Raw genomic sequence first — 21,655 nt, forward strand, 5'->3', positions numbered from 1 at the left:
CTGGTCGGATGGGCATGCTCTGCGCGGTCAGCTTCCACCGGTACGGGCGCCTGTACTACTTCGACCCCGGCGACCTCGCCCCGGCGGTCGGCGACGCCGTCCTCGTCCCGACCGACGAGGGTCCCGAGGTCGCCGAGTGCGTCTGGGCGGCCCAGTGGGTCAGCGACGACACGTCCGGCTTCCCCCGGCTGGTCGGCCCGGCCGGACCGTCCGAGCTGGACCGCGACGCCCGGCTGCGCAAGCGCCGGGCCGAGGCCAAGGTGGCGGCGAAGAAGCTGATCCGCGCGCACGACCTGCCGATGCGCGTGGTCGCCGTCGACTGCCTCGAACCCACCGCGACCGAGCCCGAGCGGGTCACGCTGTACTTCACCGCCCCGCACCGGGTCGACTTCCGCTCGCTGGTCCGCGACCTCGGCGCCACCCTGCGCTGCCGGGTCGAACTGCGCCAGCTCAACGCCCGCGACTCCGCCCGGATCCAGGGCGGCATCGGCTCGTGCGGGCGGGACCTGTGCTGCGCCACGTTCCTCACCGACTTCGAGCCGGTCACCGTCCGGATGGCCCGGGACCAGGACCTGCCGCTCAACCCGATGCGCATCTCCGGCGCGTGCGGGCGGCTGATGTGCTGCCTGAAGTACGAGCACCCGCTGTACCGGGCGTTCGCCGAGACCACCCCGCCGGTGGGCAGCCGGGTGGGCACGCCGGAGGGGGACGGGCGGGTGGTGGCGCACCACGTACCGGCGGACAGCGTCACGGTCCGGCTGGACGCGGACGGCTCGCGCTGCGCCTGCCCGCGCGCGTCGGTGTGCGCCCCCCGGCGCGCGTACGACAGCCGGGGCGAGGCGGTGCCGGCCGCGGACACCTGACCCGCGGGGGTGCTCGGCCGGGCCGTGGACGGGCGGTGTGCCCGGTCGTGGTCGGCCGGACGGGCGACTGCCGGCCGGCCGCGGGGCTCGTTGACCCCGGTACCACCCGCGCCCGGCAGGAGACCCCTCGGCCTGCACGAGAGTTCCGGAGCCACCGTGCGCGTGTCCAGACCCGTCCTGCTGACCGCGGCGACCGCCGCGGCCCTGGCGTACTGCGGCGCCCTCGCCCACCTCGCCGGCGTCGCCGTCGACCGGCTCCGCGCGGCACCCGCGCCCGGCCCCGCCGCCGCGCCCGCCCCCACCCCGGCCGCGGGCGCCGGCACGCTCGGCGCCGACCGCTGCCTGCCCGGCGACACCCGGACCACCTGCCGGCTGGCGTCCGCCCGCCTGGCCGCCGCCCGGACGGCCAGGGCCGCGACGGCGCGCAAGCAGCGCGAGGGAGAGGCACGGCGGCAGCGGGCGGCAGTGGCCCGCCCCGGTACCCGCAGCGGGGGTACCGGCCGGAGCGTCCCGGCGCGGACCGACCGGGACCGCAGCGGCTGGTGGCCGGGCCGGGGATGGCCGTCGCCGGGCGGCATCCCCTTCCGCTGGCGCGGCTAGCCGGCGAGGGGTTTCGTCCTCCGCTGGGCCGCCCGGCTGTCGGTGCCCGGCCGCGGGCGTCGGTATCCGGCTACGGGCGGATGACGATCGGGGGCTCGGCCAGGCGGACGTCGAGCGGCTGCGTCGGCTCGATCCACGACGCGTCCGGCGGCCCCGCGGGCGCCGCGCGCCACCGGTGGCAGACCCGGTCCACGGCGATCGGGTAGATCGTCAGCGTCCCGTCCCGGCCCAGGTGCAGCCGCAGGAACGACTTCGCGTCCTCGATGCCCTGGCCGGCGAACAGCTCGTTCAGGTTCACCCGGAACCGGCCCGCCACCAGCAGGTACCCGGCCACCGTCAGCCCGCCGAGCAGCCCCGACACCGGCCCGTACAGCGCGCCGGCCACCAGCGCCGGCAGCGGCCACACCCAGTCGACGAACGGCAGGTCCACCCAGACCAGCGCCCCGCCCAGCCCGACCAGCGTGTGCGCCACCCCGTGCCCGACCCCGAGCACGGTGTGCACCACCCGCCGCACCCCGTCGTCGCCCGGCGGCGCCGCGAACAGCACCGCACCCCAGACGAACAGCGTCAGCATGATCCCCAGCGGGATGCTGAACAGCCGCAGCTCACTGCCGTCCGGCCGGTGCCCGACCAGTTCGGCGATGCTGAGCATGAGCAGCGTGTGCGCGATCCCCAGCATCGTCAGGAAGCCCGGGTTGCGCCACGGCAGCCGGGCGAACACCCCGACGGCGTACCCCGCCGACCGCACCGCCGACGGGTACCGCGCCGCCAGCGTGAACCGCCGCGGCGCGCTGTGCTTGGCCGCGGTGGCGTCCAGCGGCGGCACGTCCACGGCCGCGGGCAACTGATGCGTGGCCGCCAGGTACGCGCCCCCGCCGCCGCACGTGATCAGCTCCCGGCCGGGCGCCGAGTAGCGGGCATAGTGGTGCAGGTCCCCGGCGAGCACGACCCGTACGCACGCGCCGGTCGGCTCCAGCACGGTCCGGATGAAATAGTCGACCGTCTCGTACGCCTTGGGCTGGTCCACGGTCTTCACCCAGCCCGGCGCCGGCACCGCGAGAATCACCCGGGCGCTCGGCCCGAGCCGCGCGGCGGCGTCGGTGAAGTACCGGAGCTGCGGGTCGTCCAGGTACGCCCCGAACTGCTCGTCGATCCCGAACAGCCACCAGTCGTGCGGCAGCGCCACGGCGAAGTACGACCGCGACTGCCGCGTCCGCCACCCGCCGATGTTGCCGGCCGGCTGCCGGGCGAACACCCGCAGGAACGCGGTCAGCCCGTCGTACCAGTCATGATTGCCGGGCACGGCGTACATGCTGGGCTGCGGCCCGACCCCCGGGGCGGTGGGCAGGGCGGCCCGGTAGGGCCCGCGGAACCGGTCCTCGTACTCGTCCGCCGACGCCGTCGGGTACACCTGGTCGCCGCCGAGCACGAGCACCCGGGCGCGGGGCAGCTCGTGGCCGTCGACGGCGAGGCTCGGCCGGGCGAGCAGGTGGGCCATGCTGTACGTGGCGTCGAAGCCGTCCCCGATATCGGCGATGTAGTCGAGCCACACCTCGTCCTGCGGTCCGCCGCCGGCCGGTCCCCCGTCGCACGTGCCGCTGCCGATCGGGCTCCCGCCGCCCGGATCGGGTCGGGTCGGGTTGGGCGGGCCGAGGGCGGCCGGGTCCGTGGGGACCGCGTGGTCGGTAGCGGCGGGGTCGGCGGTGGCGGCCGGGAGGCGGATGGACGTGCCGGCCGGCTCGACGTACAGGTCGGCGGGGAGGCCGCTCTGCAACTCCCGCTTGTCCAGGTACGCCCCGAACAGGGTCGCCAGCAGCGTGCGCAGGCCGGTGCTGAGCAGCAGCAGGGGGGCCAGCCACGGGACCGGCTCGCGGGGGGTGAAACCCAGCTCGCGGGGGTGCAGCGCGGTCGGGCGCTTCGGGGTCGTCGGCGTGTCGTCGGCGGGGGCTGCGGAGCGGTCGCCGGTCATGGTCGCAGCGTAGCGGCGGGCCGGCCGGGTGGGGGAGCGGGCGATCGGTTGGGCCACCCTGCGCACCGGGGGTGGGGGTGGTCGCGTACACTGCGCTACGTTGCCGCCTTAGCTCAGTCGGCCAGAGCGACGCACTCGTAATGCGTAGGTCGTCGGTTCGATTCCGACAGGCGGCTCCAACACAAGGCCCTGACCAGCCGAAACGCCGGTCAGGGCCTCATGTTTTTCGATGTGGGGTCCGAACCGGATCCGCTGCCGCCAGCCTCCTCGACGCAAGCGTGCCGGGCATTCGAGCGCCGCGGCGCCGCCGCTCTCTCGGGTCAGCTCACGGCGGGGAGGATGTCCTCGTCCAGGAAGGCGAGGATGTCGAGTTCGCGCTCCTCCACCTTCTTCGGCTTCCCGGTGGTGTCCTGGGTCGAGCTGAACACCAGGTCCAGGCTCGGAATGACGGCGACGTACTGCCCACCCCAGCCCCAGGCGAACTGCACCGCGTGCCCCTGCACGGTGGACAGCCACCACAGCGCGCCGTACTGGTACCGCGGATCCTTCTCCTTGTGCCCGGAGTACGTCCGGGAGAACGCGATAGCCTCCGGCGGCACCACCTGCCACCCGTTCCAGACGCCGTTGCGCAGGTACAGCTCGCCGAAGCGGGCCAGCGCCCGGGCGGGCAGGAAGACGTTGCAGCCGCCGGACGCGATGCCCTGCGGGTCGCACCCCCACGCCTGGTGGCCGATGCCCAGCGGCGTGAACAGGTAGTCGGTCGCGTACCGCTCGAGCGTGGCGCCGGTGGCGGCCTGGAGTACCGCCGAGAGCAGGTGGGTGTCGCCGGTGCTGTAGTGGAAGCGGGTGCCCGGCGTGGCGGCCAGCGGCTGGTCGAGGATCGCCTCGATCCAGTCGTCCTCGCCCTCGATCTCGTACTCGGTCTCGTCCTCGGACCAGGCCAGGCCGGAGCGCATCGTCAGCAGGTGCCGGATGGTGATGCCGGCCTTCTTCCCGCCGGCGGCGATCGCGGCCGGCAGGTAGTGGCCGATCGGGACGTCGTAGCTCGGGATGTGGCCGCGGCCGAGCGCGATGCCGTACACCGCCTGCAGGATGCTCTTGGACGCCGAGTGCACGTTGTTGCTCTGCTGCGGGCTGCTGCCGTGGAAGTAGCGTTCGTACACGAGGCGGCCGCCGCGCACCACGATGAGGCTGCGGGAGTTCTTCACGCCGTCGAACCAGTCCGCGGACTCGTTCAGCGAGGCCACGTCCACGCCGGCCGGAGCGAAGCCGGCGGTGGCCTGCCAGCCTTCGTCCGGATCACCACGAAATGCCCGTGCTGCGTTGTCGATGTAGAACTCTGCCACGGCGGAGCGCTCCTTCCGGCGACGCGATTGCAGGGCAAGGTACCAAGTCCCCGCCACCCGGTCATCGGGGAAGCCCGATGCGCCGGACGGCCGCCGCCCGCGGACACCGACCCCGCCCGCCGCCGGACACCACGCCGCACCGCGGCGACCCGGGTCGCCCGCGGAGCAGAGCCCGGGCGGTGGCGAGAAATTCGGTGGCGACTCACGCCGCCGGTGCCGGGTGGGGCCGGTCCGGCGGCGCATCCGCCCGGGTCCGCCACCACGGGCGCGACGCCAGCGCGGCCAGCCCGGCCCCCGCCGCGTTGACCAGGACGTCGTCGACCGACGACACCCGGTCGAGCCGGAGGACGTACTGGGCGGCCTCGATCAGCACCGAGCAGCCCGCCCCGAGCGCCAGGACCCGCGGTACCGACGCCAGCGCCGCGAACCGCATCGGCGCGAAGAAGCCCAGCGCCGCGAGGACCAGCAGGTTGCCGCCGATCCCGATCGGCCCCATCGTGGGCAGGTCCCGCAGCGGCACGAGGCTCACCCGGCCGGTGACGACGCCGGCGCCGGGGCCCGGCATCAGGGTCATCCAGACGAACGGCAGCGTCCCGTGGACCAGGCCCACCTCGGCCACCGACGTCCGCCACGCCGAGGTGCTCCCGGCGGCCCGCCGCCGGCGGGCCAGGGCCCACGCCACCAGCGCGGACAGCGGCAGCGTGACCAGCGCGAGCAGCAGGACGCCGTTGAACGTGTCGCCGCAGCCGTGCCACCGCCCGGCCGCGCACGCCGGGGCGGCCATCAGGAGCGGCCGCCGCACGACGTACGCGGCGGCCGCCGGGCCGAGGAGCGCCGAGCCGAGCAGGACGACCCGGCGCGCGCGGCGGGGCGGCGCCGCCGGGGGAGCGTTGCGGTTCACGCCCCCATTGAATACCGGGTCCGCGCCCCGCTGCTCCTCGCGTGATCACGAACTGCCCTTGCGGGTCGGGTTCGCGCCGTGCGGTCGGGTGGCGCTTGCGGTCAGGTCGCGCGGCCGTACAGGCGGGCGACGTCGGGCGAGTCGAGCCAGCCGCTGTACGTCGGCCCCTGCGGCCAGCCCGCCGGGGAGTCCTGCCACTCCTCCCGCCGCCCGTACGGCAGCACGTCGACCAGCGGGAACGTGAAGGTGAGCTGCTCGACGCCGCGCCCGCTCGTGTGCCAGGTGCGGTAGACGGTCCCGCCGTCGCGCAGGAAGACGTTCATCCCGAACCCGCCGCCGGGCGGCGCGTCGACGTCGGCCCCGAACGGGCTGTCGGCGGTGGAGTACCAGGTCATCGTGTTGCCGACGCGTGCGGCGTAGGCGAGGGCCTCGTCGATCGGGCCCGGCGTGACGATCACGAACCGGGCGTCGTAGTTGTCGAGGAAGTCCAGCCGGGTGTACGACGAGGTGAGGCTGGTGCAGCCGCCGCACTGCCACTCGGCGCCCGGGTGCCACATGTGGTTGTAGACGATCAACTGGGACCGGCCGGCGAAGATGTCGACGAGCCGGACCGGCCCCTCGGCGCCGACCAGGGTGTAATCGGGCATCCGCACCATCGGGAGCTTTCGGCGCTGGGCGGCGATCGCGTCGAGTTCCCGGGTGGCCGCCTTCTCCCGGGCGCGCAGCTCGTCGAGCGCCTCGCGCCAGGCGGACTCGTCGACAACGGGCGGCAGGGCCATGGTCATCATCTCCTTCGGTCGGCTCCGCTACGGGTACCCGGGAATCCGCCCCGGTCACACCCGGCGCGCCGACGACGCCCTAGCCCGCGGCCGGCCGGATGCCGTGCTCCGCGACGACGAACTCGGAGTGCATGGCCCGGACCGACGCCAGCAACTGCTCGCCCAGCTCGTCGCCGAGCGGCCCGTCCGGCCGCCAGGCGAGCACCAGCACGGCGTTCAGCGGGGTGTCCCGCAGCGCCACGTGCGCCATCCTGGCCTCCTTCCGGACGTTCGGCCAGTACGTGAAGGTGATCGCGCCGAGCGCGTGGCCGAGCGCCACCACCGCCGGCCCGCTGTTCGCGGAGCTGACCCGCGGCCGGATCCCGGCCGCCGTGCACGCCGTGTGGAAGTGGCCGGTCAGCGGCTGCGACTCGGGGAAGGCGAGGACGACGTGCTCGTCGTTGAGGTCGGTGAGTTCGACGGCGGGGCGCTCGGCGAGCGGGTGGGTGTCCGGCAGGCACAGGTACGGGTCCTGGACGGCGATCCGCTCGTGCCGGACCGGCTCCGGCGGCTCCGGGTCCAGCTCCGGGAAGTGGCGGAACATCGCGACGTCGATCTCGCCGTTGCCGAGAAGCTGGACGAGCCGCGGCCCGGACTCGTCCACCAGCAGGGACATGGGCGCGATGCCGAGGTCCTCCGCGCAGCGGACGAACGGCGTCAGCGTCGGCGCCGGCGCCGCGCCCAGCCGGACCGACAGCTTGCCGTTGTCGGTGGCCAGGCAGCGGCGGACGTCGGTGAACATGCGGTTCACCGCGGGCAGCACCGTGTCGGCGTGTTCGAGCAGGATCGCGCCCGCGGTGGTCAGCGTGATGCCGGACGGCTGGCGGTGCAGCACCGGCAGGCCGACGGCGCGCTCCAGGCGCTGTACGGCCCGGCTGACGCCGCTCTGGCTCATGCCGAGCTTCTCGGCCGCGCTGTTGATGGTGCCCGTCTCGGCGACCATCTGCAGGATGCGGAGCTGCTGCGGTTCGATGTCCATCGCTACACCCGCAGGCCCGCGTCGATCCGCGCCCGGTGGGCGTCGGCGACCGCGCGGGCGAAGTGCGGGACCTGCTGGGCCCAGAAGCCGTCCGGGCGGTACATCAGGGAGTGCCGGGACACCCAGGGCAGCCCGGCGATCGGGCGGCGGGTGGTGCCCGCGGTGGACGGCCCCCACCCCTGGGTGAGCGCCACGCTGCCGTCGAGCCGGACGACCTCCTCGTGCGGCCCGTACGCCGGCAGGTGGTGGACGATCTCCGGGGTGAAGCCGAACGGGCGGCAGACCCGGTGCAGGAACGCGATGCAGCTGTCCGATCCGGAGATCGCGATCCACCGCTCGTCGCGCAGCTCCGGCACGGTGACGGCGGACCGCCGGGCGAGCGGGTGGTCGCCGCTGAGCATGATGTGCGGGCACTCGTCGAGGACATGCTGGACGGACAGGCCGCTCGGCCGGGGGCAGGGCATGCCGGTCAGCTCGTGCACCAGGGCCACGTCGATCTCGCCGGTGACGAGCTGGTTGGTCACCTGCCGCAGCGAGTCGCCGACCGTCACCTCGATGGCGGTGTCGGGGAAGCGGCGGCGCAGCTCGTCCAGCAGCAGGTCGGCGAGGCAGCTCGCCGTCCAGCCGAGCCGGATCGTGCCGGCCTGCCGGTCGCGGTGCCGGGCGATGTCGTCGTGGATGGCGGCGCAGTCGTCCAGGATCTCGGCGGCGTGCTGGAGGACGACGCGGCCGAGCGCGGTCGGCCGGACGCCACAGTGGTGCCGGTCGAACAGCGGGCCGCCGAACAGGTCCTCCAGGCGCCGCAGCTGCCGGCTCAGCGCGGGCTGGGGCAGATTGAGCTGTTCGGCGGCCCGGTTGAGACTGCCGGCCGCGGCGACGGCCCGCAGGGTTCTGAGGTGATGCAGTTCGAGCTGCATGATGCCTCCGAGGGGTGGGACGGGGGCAGGAGAGCGGCGCGATGGGTGATGTGGGGCCCGCTGCGCGTTGGGGACGCGCTGCGGGCCCGGCCCGGGGCTCGCTCCAGCCCCGGGCCGCCGCTCGGGCGCGAATAGTGTGCCACAGATTACCGCTCGGTAACGGTGCCGGCGGCGGACCGGCAAGCCCGGTCAGCCGGTCTGCAGCAGCAGGTTGGGCGAGTCCGGGCCCGGGTCCTGCACCCTGTCCTTCGCGGCCGTACCGCGCATGACCTTGTCCAGCTCCTCGGGGGTCATCGCCGGGTGGGCGGAGAGGTGCATCGCGGCCACGCCCGCGGCGTGCGCGGCCGCCATCGACGTGCCGCCCGCCTTGGTGTAGGCCACGTCGCTGGTCGCGCTGGCGGTCGGGATGTCGTCGCCGGGCGCGAACAGGTGGACGCAGGTACCGAAGTTCGCGCTGGTCAGACGCCGGTCGGACCGGTCGATCGCGGACACGGTCATCGCCGTGGTCTGCCGACCCGGCGTGGTGTAGCAGCTGTCCACAGTGTCGTTGCCGGCCGCCGCCGTGTAGGCCAGGCCCTTCGTCGTCATGTCGTACAGGGCCAGGTCGATCACGGACTGGGCCGGGCCGGAGAAGCTGAGGTTGAGCAGCGCGGGGCGCTGCGCGTGCGCGCTCACCCAGTCCACGGCGGCGAGGATCTGCTCGCCGGTGCCGGTGCCATCGCAGCCGAGCGCGCGGACCGATTCGATGTGCACATTTTTGGCGGCGCCGGTGAACCGGCCGCCGATCGTCCCGGCCACCCGGGTGCCGTGCCCGTTGCAGTCCTCGCCGCTGCGGCCGGGCCCGCCGGCCGGGTCGAGCGCGTCGAACGCGGCGCGCGCCCGCCCGCCGAACTCCAGGTGGCTGGTCCGGATGCCGGTGTCCAGGACGTAGACGCGCACGTTCGCGCCCTTGTTCGGGTACCGGTACACGCGGTCCAGCGGCAGCGCGGGCTGGTCGATGCGGTCGAGGCCCCACGCCGGGAGGCGCTGCGCCCCGGCGACCCGGAACGTCTTGTCCGGGGTGACGGACTCGATCCGGCTGTCGGAGAGGTACTCGACGTACTGCTCGGTCGTGAGGGAGGCGGAGAACCCCTGCATGGAGGAGTGGTAGATGCGCCGCAGCTCGCCGCCGTACGCCGCGATCATCTCCTTGGCGGTGGCGGTGACCCGGCCGGGGTCGGCCGGGATGTCGCGCAGCCCGACGATGTAGACCTTGGTGTCCGCCCGGTAGACCTTGGTGTCCGCCTGCTGGGCGGCGGGGCGTTCCGCCGACGCGGCCGCGATGCCGGCCGGGGCGAGCGGGAGGGCAACCGAGACGGCGAGGAGCGCGGCCGTTCTCCAGTGCTTCGTGTGCATGACTTCCTTCCGGAGCGGGGGGAGGTGCCGGGGCCCGTCGAGCGGTCGAACCCCGGCACGCGGATCGGGGGACGTGCGGAACGGGTCACCCGACGCCGGCGCAGTCGCCGGGTGACCCGTTCCGGTCCTCTCGGTGGTGCGGGGGTGATCAGCGCGTCGCGGGGTACTTGTTGACGACGTTGGTCAGCCAGGTGCGCAGGGTCTCGGCCGAGTCGAAGCCGACGGAGCGGCTGCCGTACTCCTTGCCCTTGCCGACGCTGACCAGCGCCGGGATGCCGCGGACGCTGTACTTGCGGCTGATGTCCTTGTTCTTGTCGACATCGACCACGCCCAGGATCCAGGCGCCCTTGTCCTGCTCGTTGAACTTCTTCAGGTGCGGCTTCTGCACCTGACACCAGTGGCACCAGGTGGCGGTGAAGTCCAGCACGACGGGCTTGGTGTTGGACATGGCCATGACCTGCTCGTAGTTCGCCGCCGAGATCTCGATGATCGTCTCTTCGGCAACCGGGGCGGACGCGACGGTACCGGTGGCGGCCATGGCGGCGGCGGGGGTCGCCACCGCGAACGCGCCGGCCAGGGACAGCGTGCCCGCGAGCAGTGCGATCGTGCGCTTCATCGTGTTACTTCCTTCCGTTGGGCGGGTTATCGGGGGTGGGGCGGGTTATCCGGGCGTGACCGCCACGGACGATTCGGTGGGCAGGCCGGCGGCCGCCCAGTCCTCGATGCCCTCGCGGTACTTGCGAACGTGGAGGTAGCCGAGCTTGAGCAGCCGCTCGCCCACCAGGCCGCTGTTGCGGCAGGGGATGTTCGCGCAGTACACGACGACCGGGACGGTCTTGTCCGGGAGCACGGTGGGTGCGTACTCGTCGGTGAACTCGGCGGCCCGCTCGTACGGGAATCCGGGGATGTTGCGGGCGCCGGGGATGTGCTCCTGCTCGTAGTAGGAGACGGGCATCGTGTCGACCACGACGACCGTGCCGGCGTCGATCTCGGCGGCGAGTTCGTCTCGCGTGATCAGGGGCAGCACGTCAGGGTCCTTTCGTGGGGGTGGCGGGGACGGGGGTGGCCGGCGGTGCGGCGCGGCCGGCACGCGCCGCGCCGATCCGGCCGAGGACGATGTGCACGACGAACGCGACCACGACCGAGGTGATGGCGGCGCTGCCCAGCCCGGCGACGGCGGCGGCGGTGCCGGCGAACCAGCTCACGAGGGCGCGGGGCGCCCAGTCCGGCGGGTCGTGCGGGAGCGTGCCGGCGCGGCGGGCCACGTCGAGCGCGGGCCGGTACGTCCGGACGATGAAGTACTCGGCGATGATGATCCCGGCGACCGGCGGCGCGAGCATGCTGACCGCGGTGAGGAAGCCGGCGAAGGCGTGCACGATGCCGATCGCGGAGAGCAGCGTGCCGAGCACGCCGAGCGCGATCGTGACCGGGACGCGGCCGACCCGCCGCCCGGTGAGCACGTTGATCGAGTTGACCAGGCCGAGCGAGGACGAGTACAGGTTCCAGTCGTTGATCTTCAGGATCGCGGTGGCCAGCACCAGCGTGCCGAGCAGCCCGGACGACGAGGTGACGATGCCGACCACGTCGTTGGTGCGGGCGGCGTGGGCGAGCAGCACGCCGATCAGTCCGATCACGAACTCGCCGAGCGTCACCGAGATGACCGTCTGCTTGACGACGTCGGCCGGCCGGCGGTTGAACCGGGTCATGTCGGGCGTCATGATCGCGCCGAGGATGAACGCGCCGGAGACCAGCGTGATGCCGGCGCCGAGCGACAGGGTCGGGCCGGGCGGCGGCGAGGCGATCAGGTCGCCGAGCGAGTGGCTGCGCAGCGCGTCCACGATGGAGACCAGCGCCAGCGCCAGGAACGCGGGGACGGTCAGGTAGCCGACCCAGGCCATCGTGCGGAAGCCGTACGTGGTGATCGCGGTGATGGCGACGCCGCCGATCACGGCCCAGAGCCACTCCGAGGACCAGCCGGTCAGGTCGTGCATGCCCTGCGCGAACACGCCGTTCTGCACGCCGAACCAGCCGGCCAGACTGATCGCGACGAGCATCCCGACGAGCGCGGAGCCGCGCCGGCCGAACCCGGCCCAGCGGGCGAGCACCGAGGTGGACAGCCCCTCCCGGACGCCGGCGATGCCGAGCAGGATCGTGATGATCTCCAGCAGCGCGGAGCCGATGGTGATGGCGAGGACGGCATCCCAGAACGTCATGCCGTACCCGAGGATGGCACCGACCATGAACTGCTGGAAGGAGGAGACCTGGCCGAAGCGCTGGACGGCGACGGAGATCCACGAGCGGCGCGCGGACTGCGGTACGGGGACGAGCGAGTAGTCGTCGTGCCCGACGTTGGCGGTGAGAGTGTCAGCGTGGTTGGTCATGACTGCCGCTAGCTCGCACTTCCGAGCAGGGACAGCTCGCGGTCGAGGCGCTCCGCCGGCGCGGGGTCCTGGACGATCAGGAAGCCCTGGCGGGGGCGCGGCGCCCACTCCAGCTCGCGGTCGAAGAACCGCTCCAGGAAGCGCACCCGCTGGTGGTAGGCGAACAGGGAGCTGTCCGCGCCGACGATGTAGCCCGAGCCGGCGAACAGCGGCAGCTCGGCGAGGAAGTAGCGCACACCCAGGCTGAGCTGCTCGGGCGCCGCGGGACGGTCGTCCGGCAGCTTGCCGCTGAGCACCCACCGGGTGGCGTCGATACACGCCTCGCGGAACTGCTCGCTCTTGTCGTACAGCTCGTTGACGTGGCGGTGCAGCTCGACGTAGCGCGCGTTGGCGTACAGGTCCGCCATGCCCAGCACGCGGCTCTCCGGGTCCGCCAGCGGCAGCGTGGCCAGCGCGGCGCGGATCTTGTTGTGGGTGTACCGGGCCTGCCGGTGCGCCTTCTGCCGGGCCCGGCTGGCCGGGTACCCGAGGGCCTCGAACGTGTACGTGGTGATCTCGTCCGGGACGAAGAAGTGGAAGCTCGCGAACCCGTCGTGCGCCCACCTGGCCAGGCTCGCCAGCCGTTCGGTACTGAAGTAACTGTTAAAGGGGCTGACCCCGATGCACACATGCTCGTTTTGCCGCAGCACCGTTGCGCATTCGCTGGACAGCGGCTCCATCACATAGACCGCCATGACAGCCTCCATTCGTTATCACTGTTCGATAAGGAGTGTGGGTGGCGGTCCATCGGGCCGGTAATGCCAGCGGGGTATACCCCTCCTGCATAACCTCGGCACCCCGGACGCCGGCACCGATTCGCCTGCGCCGGAAAGCCCTCGTCAGCTCGGCGGGAGCACAATTCTGATCTTGTTGGGCGCGGCGGCGGGGGGTGACAGTTGCACAGTAAGCATTGACCTCGATCAATTAATTGGGTTGTTCGAGGGGGCTTGGCGCGGGGAACAGGAATTCAGGGCCGGCCGGGGCCGCCCGGAATCCGTTCGCGCTCTGTGCATTTCCTGCTACCCACCGTCGACCGGGACCCCGGTAAATGGCGGCGGCGCGCGGCCGGGGCTGCGGTCGACCCTCTCGCGGCGCGGGGGCGCCGGGGGTTCGGCGGCCGCCGCGGACGGGACCGGGTGCCGGCATCGGCTCGTGGGGTGGGCTGCTGCGGCCCGCTGATCGGAACGAACACCCGGCCCGGCCGGGTCGGCCGCTGCGGGGTGGGGGTCGGGTCAGCGGCGGCGGGCGGCGCGACGATCAGGGCGTACCCGCCGGTGCCGGGTGCGGGCCGCGCGGCGACACCTCGGGTCGCGGCCCGGGATCGGCGGCCGCGGCCCGGGCGATGGAACGGCCCTCCCCGGCCGCACCACCGCCCGGCCGCGGCCGCGCCGCCGACACGGCGGACCGGGGAAAGTCGCTGGTGACCGGTACCGCGACGGCCGTCGCGGTACCGGTCGGAACGCATCGGGGGCGGGTGGGCTCCCGCCCGCCGGTCAGCTCGCGGCCTCGGCGTGCCGGGCGTCGTGCGCGGCGGTCGCGCGCACGTTCGTCCGCAGTCGGCGGTAGCAGTTGTGGAGGAGGACGACGACCACGATAAAGTTCGCGGCGACCAACGGATGATTGTCCAGGATGAGCGCCTGCACCGCCCACAGCGTGATACCGGGCGTGAACAGCGCGAACCACAGCCACGAGAACCCGCCCGGCGGCTTGGGCGCGAAGTAGTCGAGGAGAAAGGCGCTCGTGCAGAGCACGCACGCGGCCCATCCGATGACCTGTGGAGCGGACACAATGCCCCCCGTTGAGCGATCCAGTACATCTAGGTCTGTCTATGTTGGGCACTCTAGCCCTGCATCCCCCACGGGTCACGCCCCGGGTCGCCCGCGCCACCCCCTCGACGAAAATTGGCAAGTACGAATGCGCCACACCGGCCGATCCCCGGGGGAGGCGCCGTGACCGAGCGGCCGCGAACCGTCCTGCTGCTCTCGCTCGGCGGGACGATCGCCATGACCCCCGGCGGCGCCGGCGGCGTCGTGCCGACCCTGACCGCCGGGGACCTCGCCGCCGCCGTACCGGGACTGGCCGGGACCGGCGTCGACCTGCGGGTCCACACCTTCCGCGGGCTCCCCGGCGCGTCGCTCGGCTTCGCCGACCTCACGGCGCTGGCCGCGCTCGTCGCCGACCGCACCGCGGGCGGCGACGTCGACGGCGTCGTGGTCACCCAGGGGACCGACACCATCGAGGAGACCGCGTACCTGCTCGCCCTGCTGCACGCCGGCCCGGCGCCGGTCGTCGTCACCGGGGCGATGCGCCACCCGGGCCTGGCCGGCGCCGACGGGCCGGCCAACCTCCTCGCCGCCGTCCGGGTCGCCGCCGCGCCGGCGGCCCGCGGCCTCGGCGTGCTGGTGGTGTTCGGCGACGAGGTGCACGACGCCCGGCGCGTCCGCAAGACCCACGCCACCGGCCCGGGCACCTTCCGGTCGCCGGACACCGGGCCGCTCGGCCACGTCGTCGAGGGCGCGGTGCGGCTGCTGGCCCGCCCGGCACCCGGGCCGACCGTGCCGCCGGCGGCGCTCCGCCGGGCCCCGCGGGTCGGGCTGTACACCGCGACCCTGGACGACGACGGCGCCCTGCTCGCCGGCGCCGGCGCCCTGGACGGGCTGGTGGTGGCGGGCTTCGGCGCCGGCCACGTACCCGAGCGCCTCGTCGGCCGGCTGGCCGACCTGGCCGGTCGGATCCCGGTGGTGCTCGCCTCCCGTACCGGATCCGGGCCGGTCCTGGCCGACACCTACGGCTTCGCCGGGTCCGAGCGCGACCTGCGCGGGCGCGGGCTGGTCGGCGCCGGGTTCCTCGATCCGTACAAGGCGCGCGTCCTGCTGTGGGCCGTCCTGGCGGCGGGCCTGGACGGGGCGGCCGTGGGCGCCGCGTTCGGGGCCGCGGGCGGCACCGGCGACCCCGACGGCTGGCCCTGGCCGGCCGGATAGCCCGGGCACCCGCGGCGGGCCGGTCCGGCTCGGTCCGGTCTGCGCCGGTGCCGGCGTACCACGTGGTCGTGCGGTCGGGCGGTCAGCCGCGGCGGGGAGCGGTCCGGCCGCCTCGCCCGCGCGCCGTGGTCCGGTCGTTTCGTGGCTCTGGCCGTGGCCGTCGCCGTCGCGGTCCGGCCGCTTCGCTCGCGCGCCGTGGTCCGGCGGGGGCCGGTTCGGTGTTGTGGGTTGTCGGCCGCGCCGGTCAGGTCGGTGGGGTGCCGGGGCGGTCGGGCGCGGCGCCGTCCGCCGGCAGCCACCAGGTTCCCGCGTGCCGCGGGTCGGTCAGCCAGCGGGCGCGCCGCAGCTCGTCGGGGCGCGGGCGCCAGTCGCGGTGCGGCAGCAGCGCGAGCCGCCAGGCCACCGTCGGGACGAGCCCGATGCCGAGCGGCCCGAGCAGCGCGTCGCGGCGGCGGTACGACACCCGCGGCGCCGCCCGGTACAGGAACAGCGCGGGAATGATCGAGCCGCCGACCAGTACCGCGACGAACCCGCCGGTGACGTCCTCGACGTAGATCCCCACGGCGATCATCGAGGCGAAGACGGCGAGTGGATCAGGCCCGCCACCAGCACTCGGGCGCCGCATCCGCGCGGTTCCGCGGCGGAGCTGATCATGATCGGAGCGCAGAGGATCGGCTGCCGCCCGCGGGTTCACCGCGTGCATATTCCGGCCTGTCGGCTACGTGACAGAGACATGGACGATCCTCACTGGACCCCGTTACCGTGCTGCTCCCGCTCCCTATCGATGGGATGGTCCGCGATGAACCGCACGCACCTCGTCCGGGCGGCCGCCTCCGCCGTCGCCGTGCTCGGCGCCGCCGGCCTGCCGGCACCCGCCGCCGCGGCGCCCGCCGGCACCGACCCGGACGTGCAGGTCCGGGACGTGACGCTGAACGGCACCGGCTGCCGCAAGGGCGACACCAGCATCGTCCTGTCCAACGGCAACCGGGCCATCGAGGTGCTTTTCTCCACCTTCACCGTCCGGGCCGGCCTGGTCGCCGGCGAGGACGGCGCCCCGACCTGGCTGGCGCGGGCCACCAAGAACTGCGTCATCAACCTGACGCTGTCGTACCACGCCGGCTACACCTTCGCGCTGACCTCGCTCGGCGTCCGCGGCTACGCCGACCTGCCGGCGGGAGCCGTCGGCAAGCAGACCACCACCCACTACTTCGCCGGCGCGCCGCAGACCGGCCGGGGTACGTGGGAGCTGAAGGGCCCGAAGACCGACGGGTACGCCTACGACGACGAGATCGCCACTCCGGACTGGAGCACGTGCGGCAAGCCGCGCGCCATCAACCTGAACATGCGGGTACAGGTCGTGGCCGGCGAGTCGCCGAGGGACTCGACCAGCGGGATGACGCTCGACCGGCAGGCGGGCCGGCTGTCCTGGAAGAACTGCTGACCCGGGTCAGTCCGGGGACCCGCCCCAGCGCTGGCGCGCCCGCGCCGCGGCCGGGCGCCGGCCGCCCGGGCGCCCCGGCTCCGCGGGCCGCCGTACCGGTCGCTGCTCGTCCGGGCGGGGGCGCCAGTCGCGGTGCGGCAGGTACACCAGCCGCCAGGCGACCACCGGGACCAGCGCGATCCCGATCAGGCACAGGCAGAGCAGGGCGTCGCGGCGGCGGTACGAGACCAGCGGCGCCGCCCACAGCATGAACAGCGCAGGGACGACGCCGGCCAGGGCGAGCGCCGGGACCGCGCCGCCCGTGGCGGCCGCGCCGAGCGTCGCCGCGGCGTAGGCGCCGCCGAACACGGCCAGGTCGGTCGCCCCCGCCAGCACCAGCCGGACACCGAACCGGCGCGGTTGCCCGACGGAGCGGATCATGGTCGGAGCGTAACCCGGGCGGGCGGCCGGGTGGCGCCCCGCGAGCCGGCCGCGCCGTCCCGGTCCCCGGGCGACCACCGGGAGTGGGCCGGGTCGCGCGGTCCCGGCCCGGCGTACGCTCGGCGGATGGGTGGGGTAGTGCCGTGGCTGGTGTGCGCCGCCGTGCTCGGCGCGGTGCTGTACGGGCTCGCGTGGCTGGCCGGGCGGGTGCGGCGCCGGGGTGGCGGCAGCGAGCTGATGGGCCCGGTCGACCTGATCTACCGGCCGCACGCCCACCTGCTCCACGCGGAGATCCGCCAACACGAACAGCGCCGCATCCCCCTCCCGGCCCCGAACGACCCGCACCGCCCCACCCCGCCTCACTGACCGGCCCGCCGGCGGGGTGGTCATCCCGCCGCCCCACCAGGGTGGTCCCGGGCGATCGGCCGCGCGGTGGTCGTACCGAACCGACCGGTCCGGACTCGCGACGGCGACGCGGGCAGCTCGACCGGCCGGCCGCGCCGGTGTCGCGTCCGGACGGTCGCCGGATCGGCCGATAGGGTGCGGGAGGACGAGGAGCCGACGGGCGGAGGCGACCCGGTGCGACGCCGTGACCTGCTGGCCGGGCCGGCCGGCACGCCGCTGGCCGGACCGCGCCCCGCCGCCGCCCCGCCGCCGGGAGACGTCGCGCCGCCACCCGCCGACGTCGTGGGCCGCCTGGCCGCGGCGCTGCGCCACCCCGACCCGGTACCCGCGGCCGGGCCCGGGCCGGCCGCGCCGGGCCGGGCGCTCGCCGCCGTCAAGGCGGAGTTCCGGGCCAGCCGGTACGCCGCCCTCGCCCGAACCCTGCCCGCCCTGCTCGCCGCCGCCGACCGGGCCGGGCGCAGGGACGCCGCCGACGCCGTCCGGGCCGAGGCGTACAACACCGCGGCGCACGTACTGATCAAGCTCGGGGTCGCCGGGCCCGCGTGGGTGGCGGCCGCGCGGGCGATGGCCGCGGCGGGGGTGCTGGGCGACCCGCTGGTGCTGGCCAGCGTCACCCGCAACGTCGCGTCGCTGTGCCGCGGGAACGGCCGGTACGGGCGGGCGCAGCGGCTCGCGCTGGCCGCGGCCGGGCGGCTGCGGGTCGGCGCCCGCCCCTGACGCCGCCCATCCCTGACGCCGCGGGCCACGGGGTCGCGGGTTCACCGGGGCCCCGGGTTCAGGGGGCCGCGTCGCGGTCGGTGTGGGCGCGGTAGTCGGCCTCCGGGACCGTGAGCAGGTTGCGGCAGGTGTCGCAGGCGGCGAAGTACGAGCCGGACCGGCGGATGATCGCGGTCAGCGTGCGCCCGCAGCCGGGGCAGGTGACGAGCGGGCGGGCGTTGCGCTTGCCGACGACGGGCACCCGGAACATCGCGTACTTGCCCAGCGGGCGCAGCGTGCTGCCGTCGCCGGAGAGCTCGTGCGACATCCCGCAGCCGGTGCAGATCACCCGGCGGGCCGTCCCGCCCTCGACCCGGATCCGGACGGTGATCGACGCCTCGCACGCGGTGCACGGGTGGGTGACCTCGCGCTCGGCCGGCTGCGGCGACGGGGTGCCGGTCGGGCGGGTGAACGGGGCGCCGCTGCGGGCCCGGTGCACGTGGAAGCTCTCGTGGCAGCGGCGGCAGCGGGTGGTAGCGGTGGAGCCGGGGAGGTTGCCGATGCTGATCGGCTGCGCCTCGCCGCAGGCCGGGCAGGCGACCGTCTCGGTGACCAGCGTGGCGGGCGCCTCGGCGGCGGCCGCGGCGCGGCCGCTGGCGGTCCGGCGGTCGGCCTCGGCGACGTGCCGGGCGATCTCGGCCACCCGCCGGCGGGCGTCGACGACCGCCGCGGCGTCGACGGTCGGGCGGTCGAGCGCGCGGGCCACGTCGTCGATCGTGCGGTGCAGGGCGCGGGCCGCGTCGGCGATGGTGCGGCCGGAGGTGATGACGTCGTACTCGCTGCCGAGCTGGGCCCGGATGCCGGCGACGATCCCGGTCAGCGAGTGTCGGGACTGGACCAGCAGCGCGTAGCACGTCTCGGCGGTGATCGTGCCGAGCTGGTTCTGCTCGATGGTCAGCGTCAGGTTGCCGATCTCGGTGCTGAGGTGCCGGCTGAGGCCGAGCAGCCGGTGGTCCGCCTCGGCGAGCGCGCGGTCGCGGGAGTACGCCGTACCGGTGGTCCAGGACAGCAGCACGCCGCCCACCCCGGCGAGCACGCCGCCCCAGGCGCGGAGGTTGCCGTCGGCGCCGTTGGCGGCCGCGTAGCCGCCCATCACCAGCAGGAGCAGCCCCACGATGACCTCGACGGGGCGGGAGACCAGGATGTCGAGCAGCTTGCGCATGGTCGTCCTTCCGGTGGCATCGGCCACTGAAACCACAGCATAGTGGGTGAATTGTTGTCGAGTGTGGAGCGAGTGGTTCATACCTTGGCAACAGGTGCGGTGCGTGCTAGCGTCGGAGCGTCCCCATCGGGGACGACGCCTTTGGCCCCCGGGATACGCCTTCGCTGCCCGGGGGCATTTGCTGTCCCCGGCCGGCCGGCGGGCGTCCGGCTGCCCGCCGGCCGGCCGATGCGGGGGTCAGACGGTGGTCACCGTGAGAGTGATGTTCGGGCAGGCGTCGCCGTACGCGGTCAGGGCGCTCTTCTCGGCACTGTCCACCGTGAGGCCCCAACGGATCTTGACCGCGACGAACTCGCCGATGTAGCGGCACCGCGCCGGCGCGTACGGCGGCACCCAGGTGGTCGGGTCCCGGTCGCCCTTGGCCTGGTTGACGCTGTCGGTCACGGCGGCCAGCGACCGGTTGTCGCCGAGGTCGTTGGCGAACGACTGCCGGCGGGCGGTCGTCCACGTCCGCGCGCCGGAGTCCCACGCCTCGGCCAGCGCGACCATGTGGTCGATGTCCAGGTCGGCGGGCTGGTTCCAGAGCGCGTTGTCGTAATAGGAGTACCAGCGGCCGCCGGTCAGCGCGCAGCCCGCGCCGACGCCCGGCGCCGTCGTCGCCTCGGCGATCAGCACCTCGTACCGGGTGTTGCAGCCGTCGGCGTCGGCGTCGGTCCAGTGCGGGAAGAGGCTGCGGCTGTACCCGGTACGCACCTCGGCCGCGACCGGCAGGCCGGCGATCGAGGTGTGCAGCGGGGCGGAGTGGGTCGCGGCGGCGGCCGGGGTGGCGACGGTGGCGGTGGCGGCGGCGGTCAGTAGGGCGGTGATCGTGGCGAGCGTGCGGGCTCGGTTCACGGCGGACTCCGTTCGCGTGCGGGACGGTTGTCCCCATGGAGCCCGGCGGTCCTGAATGGAGCCGGTGTGCGGGGTTACGCGGACGGCAACTCGCCGTGCGCCTCACCCGATCGCGGTAGTGCGTACGGGCCGGTTCGCGGTATCGGACCGTGCTCCGGCCATTCGGTGAGTGGACCCTCGGGCATTCGTTCGAATCGGGCGGTGCATTCGGGCGGCGACCGTACCGCGACCTGTCGGGAAATCGTTGCCTTCCGTAATTCGGGCATCGACGATGGGGGTTCCGTGAGCGATGGCGGCGTGGCACCGAGGGTGGACGATGCGGCGGTCGGGGCAACCGGGTCGATGGCCCCGGCACCCCGGCAGTCGGCCGGGCGCAGCGTGCCCAAGTGGGAGACGGACGCGCGGGAGCGCCTGCGGTCCGCGATCCGGCGGTACGCCCGGCCGCTGGCCGACCTGGTCGCTCGCGATGCCAACGAGGGCGATACACGGCTGCTCGTGACCGACTTCCTCTGCGACGGCCTGGGCTTCGACAAGTACGAGGACCTCACGACCGAGTACCAGGTCAAGGGCGAGTTCGCCGACTACGGCGTCCGCATCGACCGGCAGCTCACGGCGTTCATCGAGGTCAAGCGCTGCGCCACGAAGCTGACCGCGCGCCACCTCCGGCAGGTGGAGATGTACGCCGTCAACGAGGGTGTCGAGTGGATGATCCTCACCAACGGACAGCTCTGGCAGGTGTATCACCTGACCGGCGGGCTGCCGGTGACGGTGGACCTCGCCATCGAGGTGGACCTGCTCGCCGACGGCGGGCTCGCGGCCAAGGTCGACCTGCTGTTCCCACTCACCAGGGCGGCGTTCAAGCGGCGGCTCATCGACGAGATCTGGCGCGCCAAGGCGGCGACGTCGCCGCGCTCGCTCGCCGTGGCGTTGCTGTCCGATCCGGTGGTGGACGCGCTGCGCAAGGAGCTGCGCAAGCAGACGGGCCACAATGTCGACCCGAAGGAACTCGCGCGGCTGCTGACGACAACGGCACTTCGCGACAATTTGACCTGATGGTTCGGGGTGATCCGGAGCCCGCGCCGGCAATATGAGTGGCCGTTCATCCGCATGGCGATGGGCGGCCACTCTTGTTTGTCCGGGGGTCGCAAACCCGGCCCCAGCCGTCGAATCGCCGCGTGCGGGTAGCCGCGCGGAGCCTCGGGGATATCGCGCGGTGGAGTGGTTCATGAACTCTGCGTGTTCACCATCGTCCATCCGACCGACGCCGCCGGTTGCGGGGTTACGGCCTCCGGCGCAAATCCGGCGGATCGACGGTCGGGACGGCCCGGGCGGCGCGGGATCCCGCCCGCGCATCCGAACCGGTTGATCCGCCCCCCGCGGCACGCTCG

23 protein-coding genes and 1 tRNA gene are annotated in these 21,655 nt (G+C 74.1%); 8 read left to right on the forward strand and 16 right to left on the reverse strand.

The features are described from left to right. The first annotated feature begins 8 nt into the window (after nt 1-8). Complete coding sequence (locus IEY94_RS13500) at nt 9-863, forward strand: PSP1 domain-containing protein (protein ID WP_189170489.1); 855 nt, start codon at nt 9-11, stop codon at nt 861-863. 162 nt (nt 864-1,025) lie between these two features. Further along, entirely contained in the window at nt 1,026-1,463 is a 438-nt protein-coding gene (locus IEY94_RS13505; RefSeq protein ID WP_189170490.1) for a hypothetical protein, read from the forward strand. A 70-nt stretch (nt 1,464-1,533) separates the two neighbouring features. Here the strand turns inward: IEY94_RS13505 and IEY94_RS23560 are convergent, their stop codons facing one another. Then, entirely contained in the window at nt 1,534-3,432 is a 1,899-nt protein-coding gene (locus tag IEY94_RS23560; protein ID WP_229783811.1) for a metallophosphoesterase family protein, read from the reverse strand. Nucleotides 3,433-3,534: 102 nt separating this feature from the next. On the opposite strand from IEY94_RS23560, the gene IEY94_RS13515 reads away from it, so the two are divergent. Continuing rightward, nucleotides 3,535-3,611, forward strand: a tRNA-Thr gene (locus tag IEY94_RS13515). A gap of 141 nt (nt 3,612-3,752) precedes the next feature. On the opposite strand, the gene IEY94_RS13520 is transcribed toward IEY94_RS13515, so the two are convergent. From IEY94_RS13520 to IEY94_RS13570, 11 genes are all read right to left on the reverse strand, one after another. Beyond that, on the reverse strand, nt 3,753-4,778 hold the full coding sequence (locus IEY94_RS13520; RefSeq protein ID WP_189170491.1) for a serine hydrolase domain-containing protein: 1,026 nt from the start codon (nt 4,776-4,778) through the stop codon (nt 3,753-3,755). 202 nt (nt 4,779-4,980) lie between these two features. Then, entirely contained in the window at nt 4,981-5,679 is a 699-nt protein-coding gene (locus IEY94_RS13525; protein WP_189170492.1) for a VanZ family protein, read from the reverse strand. 101 nt (nt 5,680-5,780) lie between these two features. Then, the gene (locus IEY94_RS13530; protein WP_229783814.1) at nt 5,781-6,458 is read right to left on the reverse strand and encodes a DUF899 domain-containing protein; all 678 of its coding nucleotides are present in this window, start codon (nt 6,456-6,458) and stop codon (nt 5,781-5,783) included. 79 nt (nt 6,459-6,537) lie between these two features. Continuing rightward, nucleotides 6,538-7,476, reverse strand: a complete 939-nt coding sequence (locus tag IEY94_RS13535) for a LysR family transcriptional regulator (RefSeq protein ID WP_189170494.1) — start codon at nt 7,474-7,476, stop codon at nt 6,538-6,540. 2 nt (nt 7,477-7,478) lie between these two features. Continuing rightward, nucleotides 7,479-8,393, reverse strand: a complete 915-nt coding sequence (locus IEY94_RS13540; RefSeq protein WP_189170495.1) for a LysR family transcriptional regulator — start codon at nt 8,391-8,393, stop codon at nt 7,479-7,481. A gap of 189 nt (nt 8,394-8,582) precedes the next feature. Next, nucleotides 8,583-9,788: a S8 family peptidase gene (locus tag IEY94_RS13545; protein ID WP_189170496.1), complete on the reverse strand. Its 1,206-nt coding sequence runs from the start codon at nt 9,786-9,788 to the stop codon at nt 8,583-8,585. Nucleotides 9,789-9,936: 148 nt separating this feature from the next. Further along, the gene (locus tag IEY94_RS13550; protein ID WP_189170497.1) at nt 9,937-10,404 is read right to left on the reverse strand and encodes a thioredoxin family protein; all 468 of its coding nucleotides are present in this window, start codon (nt 10,402-10,404) and stop codon (nt 9,937-9,939) included. Nucleotides 10,405-10,449: 45 nt separating this feature from the next. Beyond that, nucleotides 10,450-10,815, reverse strand: a complete 366-nt coding sequence (locus IEY94_RS13555) for a rhodanese-like domain-containing protein (protein WP_189170498.1) — start codon at nt 10,813-10,815, stop codon at nt 10,450-10,452. A gap of 1 nt (nt 10,816) precedes the next feature. Then, nucleotides 10,817-12,169: a purine-cytosine permease family protein gene (locus tag IEY94_RS13560; protein WP_189170499.1), complete on the reverse strand. Its 1,353-nt coding sequence runs from the start codon at nt 12,167-12,169 to the stop codon at nt 10,817-10,819. Nucleotides 12,170-12,177: 8 nt separating this feature from the next. Further along, complete coding sequence (locus IEY94_RS13565) at nt 12,178-12,903, reverse strand: tRNA-dependent cyclodipeptide synthase (RefSeq protein ID WP_189170500.1); 726 nt, start codon at nt 12,901-12,903, stop codon at nt 12,178-12,180. Between the two features lie 798 nt (nt 12,904-13,701). Then, nucleotides 13,702-13,995, reverse strand: a complete 294-nt coding sequence (locus IEY94_RS13570) for a hypothetical protein (RefSeq protein ID WP_189170501.1) — start codon at nt 13,993-13,995, stop codon at nt 13,702-13,704. A 162-nt stretch (nt 13,996-14,157) separates the two neighbouring features. On the opposite strand from IEY94_RS13570, the gene IEY94_RS13575 reads away from it, so the two are divergent. Beyond that, entirely contained in the window at nt 14,158-15,189 is a 1,032-nt protein-coding gene (locus IEY94_RS13575; protein ID WP_189170502.1) for an asparaginase, read from the forward strand. Between the two features lie 244 nt (nt 15,190-15,433). Here IEY94_RS13575 and IEY94_RS13580 read toward each other — a convergent pair whose 3' ends face one another. Then, on the reverse strand, nt 15,434-15,814 hold the full coding sequence (locus IEY94_RS13580) for a hypothetical protein (RefSeq protein ID WP_189170503.1): 381 nt from the start codon (nt 15,812-15,814) through the stop codon (nt 15,434-15,436). Nucleotides 15,815-15,988: 174 nt separating this feature from the next. Here IEY94_RS13580 and IEY94_RS13585 point away from each other — a divergent pair, with 174 nt between their 5' ends. Continuing rightward, the gene (locus IEY94_RS13585) at nt 15,989-16,630 is read left to right on the forward strand and encodes a DUF4360 domain-containing protein (protein WP_189170504.1); all 642 of its coding nucleotides are present in this window, start codon (nt 15,989-15,991) and stop codon (nt 16,628-16,630) included. 6 nt (nt 16,631-16,636) lie between these two features. Here the strand turns inward: IEY94_RS13585 and IEY94_RS13590 are convergent, their stop codons facing one another. After that, the gene (locus IEY94_RS13590) at nt 16,637-17,050 is read right to left on the reverse strand and encodes a hypothetical protein (RefSeq protein WP_189170505.1); all 414 of its coding nucleotides are present in this window, start codon (nt 17,048-17,050) and stop codon (nt 16,637-16,639) included. 126 nt (nt 17,051-17,176) lie between these two features. Between IEY94_RS13590 and IEY94_RS13595 the strand changes: the two genes are divergently transcribed. Further along, entirely contained in the window at nt 17,177-17,416 is a 240-nt protein-coding gene (locus IEY94_RS13595; RefSeq protein WP_189170506.1) for a hypothetical protein, read from the forward strand. A 213-nt stretch (nt 17,417-17,629) separates the two neighbouring features. Then, nucleotides 17,630-18,172, forward strand: a complete 543-nt coding sequence (locus IEY94_RS13600) for a hypothetical protein (protein ID WP_189170507.1) — start codon at nt 17,630-17,632, stop codon at nt 18,170-18,172. Between the two features lie 58 nt (nt 18,173-18,230). On the opposite strand, the gene IEY94_RS13605 is transcribed toward IEY94_RS13600, so the two are convergent. Further along, the gene (locus IEY94_RS13605) at nt 18,231-19,373 is read right to left on the reverse strand and encodes a hypothetical protein (protein ID WP_189170508.1); all 1,143 of its coding nucleotides are present in this window, start codon (nt 19,371-19,373) and stop codon (nt 18,231-18,233) included. A 237-nt stretch (nt 19,374-19,610) separates the two neighbouring features. Then, a complete protein-coding gene (locus tag IEY94_RS13610; RefSeq protein ID WP_189170509.1) occupies nt 19,611-20,267 on the reverse strand; it encodes an HNH endonuclease family protein in 657 nt (218 codons plus the stop codon). Nucleotides 20,268-20,609: 342 nt separating this feature from the next. Here IEY94_RS13610 and IEY94_RS13615 point away from each other — a divergent pair, with 342 nt between their 5' ends. Further along, nucleotides 20,610-21,320, forward strand: a complete 711-nt coding sequence (locus IEY94_RS13615) for a type I restriction enzyme HsdR N-terminal domain-containing protein (protein WP_189170510.1) — start codon at nt 20,610-20,612, stop codon at nt 21,318-21,320. The last annotated feature ends 335 nt before the right edge of the window (nt 21,321-21,655 follow it).

Origin of the sequence: Pilimelia anulata, assembly GCF_014647895.1 — a bacterium.
Lineage (GTDB): Bacteria > Actinomycetota > Actinomycetes > Mycobacteriales > Micromonosporaceae > Pilimelia > Pilimelia anulata.

Excerpts from the sequence above, each read along its gene's own strand:
- IEY94_RS13500 (WP_189170489.1), top strand. The coding sequence starts at position 9 with ATGGGCATGCTCTGCGCGGTCAGCTTCCACCGGTACGGGCGCCTGTAC.
- IEY94_RS23560 (WP_229783811.1), bottom strand. The coding sequence starts at position 3,432 with ATGACCGGCGACCGCTCCGCAGCCCCCGCCGACGACACGCCGACGACC.
- IEY94_RS13530 (WP_229783814.1), bottom strand. The coding sequence starts at position 6,458 with ATGGCCCTGCCGCCCGTTGTCGACGAGTCCGCCTGGCGCGAGGCGCTC.
- IEY94_RS13535 (WP_189170494.1), bottom strand. The coding sequence starts at position 7,476 with ATGGACATCGAACCGCAGCAGCTCCGCATCCTGCAGATGGTCGCCGAG.
- IEY94_RS13540 (WP_189170495.1), bottom strand. The coding sequence starts at position 8,393 with ATGCAGCTCGAACTGCATCACCTCAGAACCCTGCGGGCCGTCGCCGCG.
- IEY94_RS13545 (WP_189170496.1), bottom strand. The coding sequence starts at position 9,788 with ATGCACACGAAGCACTGGAGAACGGCCGCGCTCCTCGCCGTCTCGGTT.
- IEY94_RS13550 (WP_189170497.1), bottom strand. The coding sequence starts at position 10,404 with ATGAAGCGCACGATCGCACTGCTCGCGGGCACGCTGTCCCTGGCCGGC.
- IEY94_RS13560 (WP_189170499.1), bottom strand. The coding sequence starts at position 12,169 with ATGACCAACCACGCTGACACTCTCACCGCCAACGTCGGGCACGACGAC.
- IEY94_RS13565 (WP_189170500.1), bottom strand. The coding sequence starts at position 12,903 with ATGGCGGTCTATGTGATGGAGCCGCTGTCCAGCGAATGCGCAACGGTG.
- IEY94_RS13580 (WP_189170503.1), bottom strand. The coding sequence starts at position 15,814 with ATGCGGCGCCCGAGTGCTGGTGGCGGGCCTGATCCACTCGCCGTCTTC.
- IEY94_RS13585 (WP_189170504.1), top strand. The coding sequence starts at position 15,989 with ATGAACCGCACGCACCTCGTCCGGGCGGCCGCCTCCGCCGTCGCCGTG.
- IEY94_RS13590 (WP_189170505.1), bottom strand. The coding sequence starts at position 17,050 with ATGATCCGCTCCGTCGGGCAACCGCGCCGGTTCGGTGTCCGGCTGGTG.
- IEY94_RS13595 (WP_189170506.1), top strand. The coding sequence starts at position 17,177 with ATGGGTGGGGTAGTGCCGTGGCTGGTGTGCGCCGCCGTGCTCGGCGCG.
- IEY94_RS13605 (WP_189170508.1), bottom strand. The coding sequence starts at position 19,373 with ATGCGCAAGCTGCTCGACATCCTGGTCTCCCGCCCCGTCGAGGTCATC.
- IEY94_RS13615 (WP_189170510.1), top strand. The coding sequence starts at position 20,610 with ATGGCCCCGGCACCCCGGCAGTCGGCCGGGCGCAGCGTGCCCAAGTGG.